Raw genomic sequence first — 15,527 nt, 5'->3', positions numbered from 1 at the left:
GGATTATCGATCTATCACGGAACTGCAATTATGAAGCCACTATGGATTGGGATCGCGTTTATCGCATTTGCCCTTGTGGCGGCGCGGTTTGACATTCGGGAACGGCGAATTCCAAACGTCCTGAACCTGTTTGGACTGGGGCTCTTTTTGGCGTTGCACTTCGGTGTTGGTTCGGGAGAAGAGGCGTTTTTCGCCTTCGTTTGCACCGGACTGCTGCTTCTCGTTCCGACGCTTCTTGGACTCTGGGGCCAGGGGAACTGGAAGATGGCCATGGTTTGCGGGCAGCACTCGGTGTGCTGCCCACGCTGTTCATATGGTGACTGGCGTTGCTCTTTGCCAAGGTCTATAGTACGGCGGTCAAAAAATACGTGGTTCGATGGCTACCAACCGACACCAAGAAGGGGACTGCCCATAGTGGTTTTTGTCCTCGTGTCGACGATCCTCTTCTGTGCAGTGATGTCTTTATTCTGAAAGTTAATAGCGCCCTGAAAGGGGGCCTCTTCATTCGATTGCATGATGCGTCCAACTGATATCTGACCCTCCAGGCGCAGGAGGGGTATTCGCCCTATACAGTAAAGGCGTACCGGGTGCAGCATCACCAGTTGATAAAAGACATCGGGGACACGATCACGTCGGAACAACTGCGGGAACATCTGCAGCAGCACATGCATTTGAAAGCGAGCAGTCTCGGGTATAATGTACGGGCCATCATGAGTTTGTTCAATTCAAGTGGTTGGTGGAAGAGGATCTCCTCGTGCGCAATCCGACCATGAAGTTGAAGGAACCGAAGCTTGGAAAACGTGTGCCAAAGGCACTCACCATCGATGAACTAGAAATGTTGCGGGATTCTTGCACCAGTGTCCTGGAGCATGCGCTCGTGGAATTCTTCTTCGCCACGGGATGTCGGGTGGGGGAGATTTACAAACTCGATCGTAGTGCGATTGATTGGCAGCGCGGGAGTGTGAACGTGATCGGGAAAGGAAACAAGGAACGAGAGGTGTACTTCGGCTCGAAGGCCCGCATATGGTTACAGCGGTATCTGAATTATCGCGGCGATAAGGATGTGGCGCTGTTTGTGACCGAGAGAAAACCGCACCGGATGTCGATTCATCAGATTGAGTATATTTTCAATCGGACCGCGAATCGATCCGACTTGCAAACCAAGATCAGCCCCCACAAGATTCGCCATACCCTCGCAACCGTATTGCTCAATCAGGGCGCACCCCTTGTTGCCGTGCAGTCTATTTTGGGCCATGAGAAACCAGAGACCACGCAGCTGTACGCATCCCTTAGTGGCACCATACGCCAACAAGCATATCAGCGATATTTCGTGCAGTGATGAATGTCTGCAAAACCAATCGTCGCCGTGTATACTGAGGGAAACGATGCTTGGAGAGCGCGGAAAACCTGGCATTGAGTGATCCACACATGGCGACTCTTATGCAGAGAAGTTGTAAGAATATGCGAACTGAGCGAGTCGGCCTACGCCGATTTCGGGCAGTTATCTTCAACAGCGAGCCATACGAAAACAGGGGCAATTTTGGAGAGAGCCAATTCCAATAATCGGTTTTAAATTCAGAATTGAATAACTAAATTTATTATTTTCTAACTGTACGGGAGGAGACAATATATGAAAGCAGTCGTCATAACCGATTATGGAACACCAGATGTCATGCACTACACAGATGTGAATACGCCGGCACCAAAGGCAACTCAGGTATTGATTCGCACCGTTGCGACAAGTGTAAACTTTGCCGACGTGAAAGCTCGCTATGGTAATAAGAGCGGAGGTAATCATCCTCCGTTCATACCCGGATTAGATGTCGCAGGGGTGATTGAAGAACTTGGTGATGAAGTTCACAATCTGAAAGTTGGACAACGAGTTATCGCTTTTCCCCTGAACGGCTCCTACGCTGAATATGTAGTTGCAAATGAATCGCTCACCTTTGTAATCCCTGACAATTTGCATTTTGAAATTGCGGCGGCGTGTCCAATTGTTTCCTTTACTGCTTACAAGTTACTTGCCGATGTAGCAAGATTGACACAAGGAGAAATGGTCTTGATTCATGCAGCGGCTGGGGGTGTTGGAACCACTGCATCACAGCTAGCAAAAATTCTAGGAGCAAGCTGTGTTATTGGTACAGTGGGCAATGAATCTAAGTTCCAAACTGCCCTTGAGGCTGGTTGCGACCATGTGATTTGCTATGGCACAGAAGATTTCTCAATCAAAGTTAAGGAGATCACCGACGGTCGAGGTGTTGACGTTATTTTGGATTCGGTTGCAGGGTCGGTCTCTGAGAAGAGTTTGCAGTGCCTTGCTAATTATGGACGCCTGATTCATTTTGGGAATTCAAGTGGTGAAGTGGGGCATTTTCAAACAAGTGACCTGCACTCAAGCTGTCGTTCAGTCTTAGGTTTTAGCTTAGGTACGACACGAAAAGAAAGACCTTATCTTCTTCGTGATACTGCGAATCACGTTTTTGGGTATCTGTCGAACGGAAGATTAAAAATCAAAGTTGGGCATCGCTTTAAATTAGAGGATGCAGCTGAAGCCCATCGAGTTGTAGAGGGAAGACACAGCGTTGGAAAGGTGTTATTGACGGTTAGTGAGTGACAAGCGGTTCCTAAATGGGGACGTAAATACATAACGCCTCATGTTCGTTCAGAAAAACCGAGCATTAGACGGCTTTGAGTATTATTGCTGTCTTAGGCAGAAGAATCCAGTGCGCCATGAGGCGCTATGTATTGAAGACACCAACTTTGGTAGTTGGTGGGTATCTCATCCCGTCAAGGCAAGGATGGTATGCGTTGAGTTTGAGCAGACAGGGTGTGAAGCCCATCAAACAATGTATCCGTGAGGGGGAACCAACCTCCCAAGTCGCGGGGCTAGACTCGACGAACTGCTAAGGTCAGCGAAAGCGAAGCCATGTCCGAAGCGTGATCAACTGCAACATCCGAAAGCGTTGGATAATACGTGTATCGAATCTTTGCGCAGCGTCATCAAGCGAGAACTGATACACCTTGAGTTAGATACAACACGAGTTCAAGCGAAGCGAGACATCTGGGAATACATTGAACTGTGGTACAACCGCAGGCGGATTTACTCTTCCATTGGCTACCGTACCCCTGCTCAATTCCATACTATGTATTATCAGTCTAAGGAAGTTTAGTAATAGAGTCTATACTGTCTGCTGAAATTGGGACTGAATTTTTATATATCCATTGTTTGGTGTGTCCACCGTATTGACTTAAAATCATGAAGTTTATTGGTTATCAAAATGTGAATTCCGGGAATCAAGATTTATCGATGGCTGACGATGTAGTTGACTCTATAGCTGATATCCCCATGAATTTTTCTTAATTCACTGTGACCCTTTAAGGCTTTGATGATGCTCGTCTTGATACTCTATTTCTGGCCATGCCAATTTCGCGGAAGGGAACAGTACAGCAATACGCCGGACGTCTTCACCGATTATATGTGTCAAAGCAGGAAGTCCAAATTTATGATTACGTGGACGAGCATGTTTTCGTGAAGATTGACAGCGTTCCTATGCTAGTTCACTATAACTTTGGGGATTTCCATGAAGTGGATTTTCAAGATGTCCGGGAGTAGAAATTCTTCTTCATCTTCGAACAGGTGAAACATCGTATGGTATCGTTCGGTTGATTTCCACGGCTTTTGAAGATAGAGTCTGGTCGTCGTAGAACAGATAAAGCAGTTTGAATGAACTACATACCGTTGAATTCGAACATGCCGATTCGTTGACTGTAGGGGAAACTTGGTAGCCCCAAATTGTGAGACACTTCAAAGACGAAGGGTGTTTGAAAATAATCCTTTCCCTCTGTCTCTAAAGGGTGCTGATCTGCAAGAATGCAATGAAGTGGTCTGGTGTATAAACATGCGTAGTCAATTTGTTGCCCATCTTTAGCTCTCGGGCAGTTAATAGAATAGCAACTCATGTAGAATTTTGAGTATCAGATTAAAAATCATTGAGAGGGACAATGTGATAACGCAGTCCAACCTGTCTCGCGTTATTTGTTGTCATCATTTTCACATGGAGGACCTAATGACGCAGAATCGAGCACACAATGCGGAACTCTTATCTAAAATCATGGATAACGATTGCCAATTTCCTACTGGCACGAACCTGTTGGCGTTCTGTCTGGCATTGGTTGAAAATTTCCGTTCAACTGACGCCCGTTTGCGAGATAGACTGTCCTACTCCCTGTTGGCGCGTTTGCTGACAGAATATCATTTCCTAAGCGTTGAGGATCGTCAAACGCTATTAAAGGTTGCATTGGATGACCAACACCTGTTCTATCGAATTGGTGAATCCGTAACCGATTCAGTTTTTATACGAGGCTTCTCAATTCTTGTTGTACCATTAATTCTCGATCCTGACATAGAACACCAGCAACTGAGTGCGGATCTAGTGCACGACACCATTCGCAGTGTGTTGTCCTATGCGAGGGAGGAACGCGACCGTCGCGGCTACATCGATGGCAAAGGTTGGGCGCATACTATTGCACATGCGGCGGATGCGCTGGACAGTTGCGCTCAACATCCATTTTCCACCGAGATGGAGCGGCTGGAGGTGCTTCACTGTGTGGCGGATTTGGCATCAGTTTCAAATCCAATCTATTTTCAAGAAGACGACAGACTGGCGTTTACAGCAAGTCGAATCATCAAAAAGGGATGGGTCACCGCCGACGCATTGAGGATTGGATGAATAGATTTATTAAGCCGGAAGGACCTGAACCGGACGACACCATTCGACTCACGAATTTGGAACACTTTCTTCGCAGCCTATATTTTCTTTTGAAGTGGAAACAAGTCGATAGTGGATTGATTGAAAAGATCGACGAACGGTTGCGCGCACTCAGTTGGTACGTCCAAGCGAACGTGCTCTAATTCATAAAGCAGGAGAGTAAGCTTTGGGCGAATCGGATCGGGTCGACTATCATGCATAAATACCCATTTTGGCTGAACAGCAGTTATTGAACTCAAAGGCAGTATTGCGCAATGGGTGCAGTCTGTGTTGAATCCTCGTGAACTTTTGAAACACGCTCAGGCAGGAACAGTAGCAGTTGCAATACTAACAGAAGGCAGGAACGTTAATACACGCGTATGTATTGATACCGCGTGTTCAATGGGTTTTGTGCAGAACATACCGCTTCCGCTAGGGTAACTCACGGAGAAAATTATATGATGAAAATGATTGGTCCCTAAACATGACAGAGATGTTCCTCGTGACGCCAAGTTCAAGCACTTCATCGAGAAGGAGAGAGTATATGCTAAATCATACCAACACAACGACGGAGATAATGGCGAGTCGTGTCGATACAGTCGTGATCCCACTCGGAGCAACCGAACAATTTGGCCCGACGCTGCCAATGCACGTAGATACGTTGATTGCGGAACTTTATGGTAACGAGTATGGTAAGGCCCTGAATGCCTACGTTCTGCCAGTTCTGCCGTTTAATACCTCAGAGGAACATGCAGCCTTCAAAGGCACAGTAACCGTCAGTCCGAGTGTCATCAGTGCTTTCGTTGAAGATATGATTATGAATCTGCGCCGTCAGGGGTTCAAAAAGTTTGTGATCACGTCTGGTCACGGTGGTTCATACTGGTTAGCCTCTTTCATTAAGCATACGAATTTCAAGTATAAAGACATCGTTGTGGTGCATCCACACCATCAACGGGGTGCGTTCGAAGAAGCCTTGGAAATTGCCGGGCTGACTGGTCGCAATGAGATTCATGGAGGGCTTATTGGACTTTGTACGGTGATGTTTCTCTGCCCGGAATACGTGAAACCGCAGTCTGCGGGTTCACCAGTTCCCGTCGAAAACAACAAATTTGCTGACATCGTAGGATGGGAGAAACTAACCCGTGACGGGAATTGGGGAGAATTTGTCGCTGGGAGTTATACACCTGAACAGTTGACCGAAATGGGGAGAACGCTGTGGACGACATTCATTCAGAAAAATTGTGATGGACTGAAGGCGTTTGTGGAAGAAGCGAATCGTAGAAAAACCTTCCAACGGATTCAGAATTGAACTGTAAGAAATCCTGACGTTGACGAAATTGATCGTCCCTGTGTATCATGAAACAAATTCCAACGGATTGACTTTGACGAAGACGAGTACGCATACCACGTGCGTTCCAGAGAGTCGGCGAATGGTGTGAGCCGATACGCATAGGATGTCGAATGGACTTCTGAGTCGCTGGCTGAACCCACATTGTGGCAGTATGCCTTGCCGGGCGTGCCTCTCCGTTACCAAGAGGCAGGTATCGAGATCATTTTTGTTTCGTTGGTCTCCGTACTCTAAAGTGCGTCGGGCATACCCCGGCGAATTAGGGTGGCACCACGGTCTCACGTCCCTTGGCGGATGTGGGGCCTTTTTGTATTCAATTTTGGCCCGTGAAACGAGGAGGTGGTGGTGTGAGCGATGGTTGGTGGTGGTTCAAGACAAAATTCAACTCACAAAACAGGAGTGATATGAATGCAGAGCAATTACGAAGAACGGGTATTGACCGGAGATCGCACCACTGGGAAGTTGCACCTCGGTCATTATGTCGGCAGCCTGAAAAATCGCATTGACATGCAACAGAAGTATGACACCTTCATCCTGCTTGCGGATGTTCAAGCACTGACTACACATTTTGAATCCCCAAAGGAAATCGAACAACATCTACGTCAGATTGCGATGGACTATTTGGCGGTGGGCATTGACCCGGAGAAGGCCACGATTTTCGTTCAATCTCTCGTGCCTGAAATCGCCGAACTCACAATCTTCTATTCCATGTTTGTCACGGTCAATTCACTGCGCCATAACCCGACGGTGAAGTCTGAGGCAGCCGAACGAGGATACGATCAACTGTACTATGGATTCTTGGGTTACCCAGTCAGTCAGGCGGCCGACATAACGTTTTGCAAGGCGACTTTGGTTCCGGTAGGAGAAGATCAAGTTCCGCACATTGAGCAAACCCGAAAAATCGTTCGCCGCTTCAATGAGCTGTATGCGCCAGTTCTGATTGAGCCGAAGGCCGTCGTCGGAGAGGTGCCAAGACTCGTCGGCTTGGACGGAAAAAGCAAGATGAGTAAGAGTATGGGTAATGCGATCACGCTGGATGCATCGGCCCAAGAAGTGCGGGATAAGATTCAAGTCGCAGTTACGGATCCTGCACGAATTCGCAAGTCGGATCCCGGACATCCAGAAGTGTGTCCTGTTTTCACATATCATCAAGCGTTCGCAGCGGGCACATCCGATGAGGTCGCTACTGGATGCAGGTCAGGGACAATGGGTTGCGTCGAATGCAAGCGGTGGATTGCCGGCAGAATCAATGAATTACTGGAACCCATGCGTGAGCGCCGGGTGGCCTATGAAGCCAATCCACGCATGGCTGATGAAATCCTGATTGCCGGTACAAAACGTGCGAGGGAAATTGCAAAGGAAACGATGAGGGAAGTCCGTGAGGCAATGGGATTGAATTATCGATTGGACTACGATGAGGCTCGTGATTGATGGGAGGCGGCGAACAGAAGATGCGTTTTGGAACCGGCGTTATCCCACAAAAACATGCCCGTACGTTCGTCGCATTGATTTTTGCCGCCATGGCGGTGACGTTCAGTCAAGGTCTGATGATTCCGTGGATGGCATCTGTGGAAGCGGGACACATTTCTCCGTTGATGAACAGTCTGAGTACCAGTGATACTTATGCCGGTTTGCTTGTCGCCATGGTTTTCGTGGGACAGCTCTCTCGTCGGATTGGACTTCGTAGATTGTTGGTATGGGCGCTTGCGACAGGAACATTGTCCATCTGCGCGTTCGTGGTGAGAGACAACGTGCAGTGGTGGTTGCTGTTTCGTTTCGTGTTTGGCTTGTCTCTAGGGGCGATCCACTATGGTACGCAGTCTTGGATTGGATGCCTCACCACGCCGGAAAATCGTGGTAAGCAGATGGCTCTGTATGGCTTAGCTACCGGCATCGGATTTGCGGTTGGTCCGATGTTTCTGGCGACTGGGAAACTGGCGGTGTGGTTCCCATTCATACTTGTCGGCCTCTACTTTTGCCATCTCCTTGGCTTTAGTCGTGCGTTTACCTTGCGTTCTGGGGAACCGCAAGTCAGCGAGGTCTGTACGCTCAATCAGAGTCGCTCGGATTTATCGAGTCGCCCTGCCAGCACTAGCGCTCCCATTGGTATTCGGGTTTATGGAGCCGGCGTTAAACGGGGACCTTCCTTTGTATGCCGAACAGGTTCATCTGCCGCTTGGAGTCGTGTCACTTTCGTTAGCTTCGTTTGTGTTCGGTAGCCTTATATTTCAGCTACCACTGGGCTATTTGGGCGATCGTTTGGGTCGGCGGATGGTTCTGATAGGGTGCTCAACGGCAGGGGGAGTTCTGTTCAGCTTGCTTACCGCTTGTGTCCGATTCAAACGTGACGTTTGTCGCTTTATGCTTCCTCGTCGGAGCATTCGTTGACACATTGTTCAGTTTGAGTCTTGGCTTCCTCGGTGATCTTGTTGGGTCAAACAATCTGCCGATCGCCAACCAGATTGCAGTAACTAATCTTGGGCTCGGTCTAATGGTAGGGCCGATGGTCTGTGGTTTGATGATGACGTGGCTCGGACCAGCCGGAATGTTCTGGGCGATAGCGTTCTTGTACCTGCTATACGTGGGAATCAGTCTGACATGGAGACCAATTGCCACAAGTTATCCATATGAGCCGGACCAATGTGTCACTTTGAACGATCCCCACAGACAAGAGGAGTCGAGGTAGATGAGCAGAGGTCATTTGAACTTTTTCGATTTTATCTTCATTGGGCGTACCTATGATGAGTACATGCGGATGTTTGATTTGGGGGAGAAGGATATAGCGGGCAGTGCAGAAAAACTCCCACTCTAGGACAATTCCTTTGATGGCGTGATCAGCACGCTGGCTGTCCATCATTTTACAGATGAAACGTTTCTGTTGCCGTCGGACATGAGAGATAGATTCTTCATGACAGGATGGAGGCATCCAGAGTGGTATTTGGATCCGCTGTTTCGGCAGGGTGTTTCGCCGTCTGCCAAAGTACCGAAAGGACTGGTTGACCAGTGTGTAAAGCGTTTGGCAAATGACTTGAACACCGACGTTTGGAAGGAAAAGTATGGGGAAGTGCAGAATCAATCCACGTATGATGGCAAATATCGATTTCTGTATGTCTCATCAAAACGGTAGGCTCTGTGAGATTGAAGGCAAACGAACGCCCCTGTACGCATGGCGAATTAATATGTAGCAGAGGATGGGGGTATTTATTTGGAAAACGAACTACACATCCGTGAGATTGCGCAATGGAATACAAAAGATCTGAACATGCTCTGTTCCTTGTTGATTTCCGTTGTAGACGATGGAGCATCCATCGGCTTTTTGCCACCACTGACGCGTGCGGATGCTCGTTTGTATTGGGAACACCTCCTCGAACCAAGTGTTCGCCTGTGGGTGGCAGACTACGATAGAGGAGTCGTAGGTACGGTGCAATTGCATCTGACCATGAAGCAAAACGGTGCACACAGGGCAGAGATCGCCAAGTTGATGGTTCATCCGCAGAGAAGGAGATTGGGAATAGCTAAGCAGTTGATGGACGTGGCAGAGCGAGCGGCAGTGGAAGCGAATCGCTCATTGCTTGTCTTGGACACCCGTGACGGGGATCCGTCCAATGCTTTGTACCGCTCACTGAGTTTTGTGGAGGCCGGGCGAATTCCACAGTATGCTCGATCAGCGGATGGGCAGCTTGATGAGACAGTGATTTATTACAAATTGATCGCAGGTTCCCGAGAGTCAGACTTTCACCCGAATCATTCTACACGTTCAGGAACGCTCCATCATGTCGAAATCAATGTTTCGAATCGCCAAAGGTCAGTCGAATTTTGGGGCTGGCTGTTAGGATATCTCGGCTATAAACCCTACCAAAATTGGGTTGAAGGGCGGAGTTGGTGCAAGGGGTACCCATGTCTTGTATGAAGACAGACACCCGTATGCGGGTGGAGCAGGGCATTACGCTGTGTTCTTTGAGGATCCCGATCGACTCAAGATTGAGGTAGTGGCGCCGTGACCGACAATCGTCAATATGAGCACGATTTACGTGCATTGCTGCGCGCAACGGACTGGTTCATGCAAGCCTTGCGTGTGGTGCGTGAATGCAATCCTCCGGATTGGCCGGTCGGGGGGCGTCATTCGCACACTGGTGTGGGACTGGTTACACGATGATTCTACGCCGACACCGCTGAATGATATCGATGTGGCATATTTTGATCCAACAGACTTACAACCGGACAGAGACTTGGAGATTGAGCGGGTGTTGTATCATCTCCTGCCGAAGATGCCCTGGCAGGCAAGGAATCAGGCGGCTGTTCACTTGTGGTACGAGCGGAAGTTTGGGTTCCCTGTTGAGCCGCTTTCCTCATCCGCAGACGGGATTGGTACATGGACAGAGACCGCGACGAATATTGCCGTCCGTCTTCTTGATAATGATGAGCTTCTCATGGTCGCACCGTGTGGAATGAACGATTTGTTTGAGATGGTTTGTCGTAGAAATCCTCGGCGAGTGACTGAGCAGATTTTCGAGCAGCGTCTCGCTGACAAACAAATTGTGAAGAAATGGCCAAAGGTGCGTGTGATTCATGACTATCCAAGGGAGGGGTCGAGTTGCTGACGCTGTTTCGCTACAACTGGCAGGTTCGGGAGGAATGGTTTGACTGGTGTGAGGGCGTACCCGACGAGGAACTCACCCGACAGCGGATCGGCGGGGTGGGGAGTTTTTTACGAACCCTGTGGCACATTGTAGATTCTGAATACAGTTGGATTCGTGCGATGGAGGGAAAACCCGACGTTCAGCTTCCCTTTGAGGATTACCAGACGCTATGCCGAGTTCGCGCTCTGTCCAACACATGTCGTCCTGAAATACGTTTCGTGCTTGAAAAATGGACGCCGGATTGGGACTCAAAAGAAGTCCATGCGCCATGGCGACCAGGTGAAGCGTTTTCGGGGGGACATGTCCTTCGTCACGTCGTTGCCCATGAAATTCACCACATGGGTCAACTTTCGAGGCTCTTGCGATCTTTTGGTGAGGTTCCATGATTCGACAACATTCGTATGCCCCTCCTGATACGATGAGATCGGAGGCGATACAGGATGAATGAGATCGTAGAATCCTTCCTCTCAGATCTGAAGTTGCTAGATGTCTACCGTTCCGATTGTCTTACTGTGTTTCGCGTAGCATCTCACAGTACCGGGAACCATTGCCCAAAGTGTGGGCAATGGGCGCATCGAGTACACAGCTTGTACTATCGGACTGTGCAAGATCTACCAATCGGTAATAAACTCATGGTATTGCGGATCCGCAGTCGTAAGTTCTTTTGCGATAACGCATCCTGCACACAAGTCATTTTCACGGAACGATTTACCGGTCTATTCGCCCGCTCGGGGCGAAAGACATCGCGACTCAATGATTTATTGACGCACCTTGCTTTTGAACTCGGAGGAAACCCTGGGGCTGCCATGGCTAGACAGATGGGAATTCAGGTGTGTCGCGATACGATGCTGCAGCGCATTCGAAAGTCAGAACATCCGGAACCTACTTCTCCGCAAGAAATTCGTGTGATCGGCATAGACGATTGGGCATATCGGAGAGGCGATCGATACGGCACACTGATCTGTGACCTCGAACAGCACCGAGTGATCGATGTACTGCCGGATCGCCGAGTGGCGACCGTTGCCGCGTGGTTGATCAGGCATCCGACGATACAGATTGTCAGCCGCGACCGCGCAGGGGCGTATGCCCAGGCGATTCGCCAAGGACTTCCGCACGCGCAACAGGTTGCGGATCGATGGCATCTCTTGAAAAATCTCAGCGAGACAGTACATCGTTTTCTGAGTCGTCAACGTCTGCCCCTGCGAGAGAAGCGGTCTCGCGTCGCTCATCCGGCGCACGATGACCCCGAACCTGCACCCGATGCACCAAGTGGGACCCCTGATGAGACGACACAGACTACGGTGAATCCAAAAACGATGCGTCGTGAAATCAAGTGGGAGCGGGTACAAGAGGTGCAACAACTCCATCTGTCGGGTATGGGCAAACGGGAGATCGCACGAAGAACCGGACTCAGTCGCCAAACGATTGGCAAGTATCTCACATGGAATGAGGTGCCAAACACGGTCCGTGTCAAGAGAACTACGGTACTTGATCCATATCGTGAGACGGTGTGTGAGCTTGCCCGTCAGTCTATGAAGGGACCGAAGATCTTGCGCCACCTTCGAGAGATGGGTTATATAGGATCCCGAACCACGGTAGCGCAGTATCTCGCGGACACGAGGAAGAAGGATCTACAGAGCGGCACCTGCTTGATAGAGCAGTCTCGTCGGCGTGTGAGTCCTCGCGAAGCCACTGTACTCGTAACGCAGAAGGAATCCGAAGTAAAGGCGTCCGATCGAGCGTACCGCGATCAATTGCTGCGAGAAGTCAAGGGTGCGCAAGAACTCCGAGACCTCTGTATGTCTTTTCGATTGCTACTAGACACGCACGATCGTACTCCCTTGTGTGGGTGGGTCGAGACCGCGTTGCAATCTCAAGTACAGGAGATGGGTTCGTTTGCCCGAGGCATACAAAAGGATTTGGACGCTGTATCTTCCGGAATCAAAGGTCCATGGAGTAATGGACAACTAGAGGGACAGATCAATCGCTTGAAAATGCTCAAACGACAGATGTTCGGCAGAGCTGGCTTCGATCTTCTGCGAGCCCGCGTACTTCATCACGCCTGATGGGTCAGGCTGTCGAAAGACGTCGATGGCAACACCTTCTCCTGACGGAGTTCACCAAAAGATCGCAAGAACCACTTTCGATATGGGCAAGAGACCTCGGACGAGAACCCGTGTCAGCCAACCTTGTCGATCGGAACTTGGGGTGACATGACGATGACGACCGAAGGTGTTTTCCAACAATCGGCCTATGCGGTGCGCTTTGATTGGGGCCTTGATGGGCTTGCTTGTCTAGCCCCTCTATCCGACACCGTGGTCATCGTTGATATCCTGTCCTTCACGGCAGCAGTTGGCATTGCCATCGATCGGGGTGCGAACGGTTGCGGCGGCGACGCGCGCGGCGAGCTGCTCGCTTTGAATCAAGGGAGCGCGGTGGTTGTGACGCACGGCAATTTGATGACGCCACTGCTGAGACACTTCGATGAACGATTCGGGTTCGAGGCAGGGGCAGGGGCAGCGCTTACGAATCCGGACGTGTATCTCGTGACGGTGAGAGGATCGGAATCGACTGTGGAACGAGTATGGGAAAATATCGAAAGTCGGTGAATGAAACTGCGACCTGATGATCATGAGTTTGATGAACTTTGCGAGGTCTGTCAAAAATGGTTTGAATTCACTATTCTTGATGCGCAACCGATTGTTCGTGGATGGCTGAATCGAAAATGGAAGTTGGACACCACGCATGGCGTCTTTCTGCTTAAGAGTTACCATCCGGACAGATATCGATTGTATGATGAATCGGCTTTAGTCCGAGCGCTTCGATGGCAGTCTGAGCTACATACTCAGGGGCTACCCTGTCCACAAATTCTGATGCATCAGGGAGCTCAGCTTCATTCGACACCCTCAGGGCAGCGATTCATGGTCATGACCTTTTGCGACGGAGAGAGATTCATTCCTGGCCAGGCCACCTATGGTCAGATGCATTCGCTCGGTGCGGCCACCGGACAGATGCATCGATTCCTTCTCATGCTCGGCGGTTTTCCAACCCAAGCGACATTTTTGGTCCCGGAAGTACCTGAGAGGATACGTCACTTCGAAAACGTCTTAAAGGCCATGGAGCAGAATGACAAACATGAGCTGTATGCATTCGCGCAGCGCCAATTAAACGCCTTGCAGATTATCGACATCCGTGAATTTAGGAATGCCGAAATAGGCTTTGCGCACCGCGATCTCTGGGCAGATAACATGCTTTTCTCTGGCGACGGGTTGTCGGCAATTTTAGACTTTGACCGACTCAATGCCGACTATCTTGACACGGATATCGCAAGGGCTATCCTGTCAGGCAATCTTGATGGTGAAACATTCAACGTGGATGCCACGCTGGGCTTCCTTGACGGTTATCGGACGCAACGCGAGTATCCCACAGGAGGGATTCTACGAGCTCTTCGCATGGTATGGTATATGGAAAGCGCTTGGTGGATCACGCCGAACATGGATCAGCACACAGTACCCCCTCAGCGATTTGCGCACGAAATGGACTGGTTGGCTCAAAATATGCAAAATTTACCGTCTCTGCTGAGTTGACGTTCGTTCGGAAGGAGGGTGTGAAAGCGTGGATATTCGCATACTTCATACAGTTGATGCATCAGCTTATCGAAATCTCCGACTTCAAGCGTTGTCCACTAATCCCGAAGCGTTCCTCACAACGTATGACGATTATTTATCCCGTCCCCTCGAACACGTGACCAACCAGCTTACACCGGATGACGATCACTTTACTGTGGGTGCTTACGTAGGCGATGATTCGGATCATCTGGTGGGAACGGTGACACTTGTTCGAGAGCGTGCAACGAAGGCGCGCCACATTGCGAACGTGGTCGCTATGTTTGTGTCACCAAATTTTCAGCGGCAAGGGATAGGGCGCGAACTGCTTGCTGACTTGATTCAGCGGGCACGGCAACTGAATGGCGTGGAGCAACTTCGTCTCTCCGTTGTGAAGGATAACGTCGCCGCGATGGCGCTCTATCAGGCTGTGGGCTTTCAGGTCTATGGAATGGAACCAAACGCCATGAAGACGGCGGTTCACTCTTGGGATGAAGTCCACATGGTGCTCTTTCTCACTTCACAGGGCCAGCCCCAACGGCAACCCGTGTCCAGCTTCGCAACCATGGGTTTCAGCCACATCACCATCAACGTATCTGACCTTGAACGTTCACTTGCGTTTTACGTTGGAACGCTCGGGATGAAGCTTGTACATCGCGCTTTGCAGGATGCCTACCTCGAATGGGGGAAAGCCTGGATTTGCCTACAGGAGCGACCCATGCTGCCGACGGCTACGCCGCAACTCGGCGTGGATCATGTGGCGCTGTATACTCCGAAAGATGAATTGCATGCAGCCGTTGGTGCTCTGAAATCGATGAATGTTTCAATTACCCGTGGCCCAGTGGAGCGTGGCGGAGGTTGGACCGTCAATTTTCTCGATCCCGATGGTACGCAGCTTGAGTTCCACTCAGGGACGCTGGGCGAACGAATGAAGGTGTGGAAGTGAATCGGAACCCCACGGATATCGGCCAGTACGAGGCGCTACTCGGTGCGTACTTCCCAGAATTGCCTCTGGACGGGATCTCACTACTCGGAGAAGGCTGGGACAGTATCGCGATAGAAGTGAATCACGCATTCGTTTTTCGAATCCCAAAGCGCCCTGCAGTAGCACGTCAGATGTGCAAAGAAATTCGAGTGCTGGAGACGATTCGGCCGTACGTGAAGGCGCGGATTCCGCTGCCCGAGT

General features: G+C 50.0%; 18 protein-coding genes, 5 pseudogenes and 1 other annotated feature. All 23 genes and pseudogenes read left to right on the top strand.

Features of this window, described 5'->3' with window-relative positions:
- Window positions 1-471 (top strand): prepilin peptidase (locus AYW79_RS13265; protein ID WP_231877890.1); only part of this gene is annotated, 471 nt, incomplete at its 5' end.
- Window positions 472-754: 283 nt separating this feature from the next.
- Window positions 755-1,339 carry a tyrosine-type recombinase/integrase gene (locus tag AYW79_RS13260; RefSeq protein ID WP_335339632.1) on the top strand — a complete coding sequence of 195 codons (585 nt, stop codon included), beginning with the start codon at window positions 755-757 and terminating at the stop codon, window positions 1,337-1,339.
- 291 nt (window positions 1,340-1,630) lie between these two features.
- Window positions 1,631-2,614, top strand: a complete 984-nt coding sequence (locus AYW79_RS13255; RefSeq protein WP_067566845.1) for a quinone oxidoreductase family protein — start codon at window positions 1,631-1,633, stop codon at window positions 2,612-2,614.
- A gap of 349 nt (window positions 2,615-2,963) precedes the next feature.
- A complete protein-coding gene (locus tag AYW79_RS15930) occupies window positions 2,964-3,170 on the top strand; it encodes an IS3 family transposase (protein WP_231877889.1) in 207 nt (68 codons plus the stop codon).
- Between the two features lie 897 nt (window positions 3,171-4,067).
- Window positions 4,068-4,658: pseudogene (locus AYW79_RS13250) on the top strand (DUF2785 domain-containing protein); the annotation flags it as partial.
- Between the two features lie 68 nt (window positions 4,659-4,726).
- On the top strand, window positions 4,727-4,912 hold the full coding sequence (locus AYW79_RS13245; protein ID WP_067566841.1) for a hypothetical protein: 186 nt from the start codon (window positions 4,727-4,729) through the stop codon (window positions 4,910-4,912).
- 380 nt (window positions 4,913-5,292) lie between these two features.
- Window positions 5,293-6,057: a creatininase family protein gene (locus tag AYW79_RS13240; protein WP_067566839.1), complete on the top strand. Its 765-nt coding sequence runs from the start codon at window positions 5,293-5,295 to the stop codon at window positions 6,055-6,057.
- 64 nt (window positions 6,058-6,121) lie between these two features.
- Window positions 6,122-6,387, top strand: a binding site (T-box leader).
- A gap of 117 nt (window positions 6,388-6,504) precedes the next feature.
- Window positions 6,505-7,527: a tryptophan--tRNA ligase gene (gene trpS / locus AYW79_RS13235; protein WP_067566837.1), complete on the top strand. Its 1,023-nt coding sequence runs from the start codon at window positions 6,505-6,507 to the stop codon at window positions 7,525-7,527.
- A gap of 20 nt (window positions 7,528-7,547) precedes the next feature.
- Window positions 7,548-8,315, top strand: coding sequence for an MFS transporter (locus AYW79_RS13230; protein WP_197461023.1), 768 nt, complete (start codon window positions 7,548-7,550; stop codon window positions 8,313-8,315).
- A complete protein-coding gene (locus AYW79_RS16435) occupies window positions 8,215-8,484 on the top strand; it encodes an MFS transporter (protein WP_156481909.1) in 270 nt (89 codons plus the stop codon). Before AYW79_RS13230 ends, AYW79_RS16435 begins: the two co-directional genes overlap by 101 nt.
- Entirely contained in the window at window positions 8,426-8,782 is a 357-nt protein-coding gene (locus AYW79_RS16430; RefSeq protein WP_067566833.1) for an MFS transporter, read from the top strand. The genes AYW79_RS16435 and AYW79_RS16430 overlap by 59 nt, the downstream gene beginning before the upstream one ends.
- Window positions 8,783-8,908, top strand: a complete 126-nt coding sequence (locus tag AYW79_RS16295) for a hypothetical protein (RefSeq protein WP_269449075.1) — start codon at window positions 8,783-8,785, stop codon at window positions 8,906-8,908.
- A 96-nt stretch (window positions 8,909-9,004) separates the two neighbouring features.
- Complete coding sequence (locus AYW79_RS13220; protein ID WP_156481908.1) at window positions 9,005-9,223, top strand: hypothetical protein; 219 nt, start codon at window positions 9,005-9,007, stop codon at window positions 9,221-9,223.
- Between the two features lie 78 nt (window positions 9,224-9,301).
- A pseudogene (locus AYW79_RS15355) lies at window positions 9,302-9,808 on the top strand (GNAT family N-acetyltransferase); the annotation flags it as partial.
- Window positions 9,806-10,097 (top strand): annotated as a pseudogene (locus AYW79_RS15925) (VOC family protein). The pseudogenes AYW79_RS15355 and AYW79_RS15925, both read left to right, overlap by 3 nt.
- 81 nt (window positions 10,098-10,178) lie before the next feature.
- Window positions 10,179-10,697, top strand: a complete 519-nt coding sequence (locus tag AYW79_RS13210; RefSeq protein WP_067953299.1) for a nucleotidyltransferase family protein — start codon at window positions 10,179-10,181, stop codon at window positions 10,695-10,697.
- A complete protein-coding gene (locus tag AYW79_RS13205) occupies window positions 10,691-11,122 on the top strand; it encodes a DinB family protein (RefSeq protein ID WP_067566829.1) in 432 nt (143 codons plus the stop codon). The genes AYW79_RS13210 and AYW79_RS13205 overlap by 7 nt, the downstream gene beginning before the upstream one ends.
- 54 nt (window positions 11,123-11,176) lie before the next feature.
- Window positions 11,177-12,802 (top strand): ISL3 family transposase, encoded by a 1,626-nt coding sequence (locus tag AYW79_RS13200; protein ID WP_082806793.1) that lies wholly within the window; start codon window positions 11,177-11,179, stop codon window positions 12,800-12,802.
- 153 nt (window positions 12,803-12,955) lie between these two features.
- Window positions 12,956-13,345, top strand: coding sequence for a hypothetical protein (locus AYW79_RS13195; protein ID WP_067566825.1), 390 nt, complete (start codon window positions 12,956-12,958; stop codon window positions 13,343-13,345).
- On the top strand, window positions 13,346-14,323 hold the full coding sequence (locus AYW79_RS13190; RefSeq protein ID WP_067566823.1) for a phosphotransferase: 978 nt from the start codon (window positions 13,346-13,348) through the stop codon (window positions 14,321-14,323). It begins immediately after the preceding gene.
- Between the two features lie 28 nt (window positions 14,324-14,351).
- A pseudogene (locus AYW79_RS16195) lies at window positions 14,352-14,828 on the top strand (GNAT family N-acetyltransferase); the annotation flags it as partial.
- A gap of 78 nt (window positions 14,829-14,906) precedes the next feature.
- Window positions 14,907-15,287, top strand: a complete 381-nt coding sequence (locus AYW79_RS16190; protein WP_067566849.1) for a VOC family protein — start codon at window positions 14,907-14,909, stop codon at window positions 15,285-15,287.
- Window positions 15,284-15,527: pseudogene (locus AYW79_RS13180) on the top strand (hypothetical protein); the annotation flags it as partial. The gene AYW79_RS16190 and the pseudogene AYW79_RS13180, both read left to right, overlap by 4 nt.

Source organism: Ferroacidibacillus organovorans, from assembly GCF_001642725.1.
Classification (GTDB): domain Bacteria; phylum Bacillota; class Bacilli; order Alicyclobacillales; family SLC66; genus Ferroacidibacillus; species Ferroacidibacillus organovorans.
The sequence above is the reverse complement of the archived record's forward strand: the minus strand, read 5'-3'. Positions and strand labels throughout refer to the sequence as shown.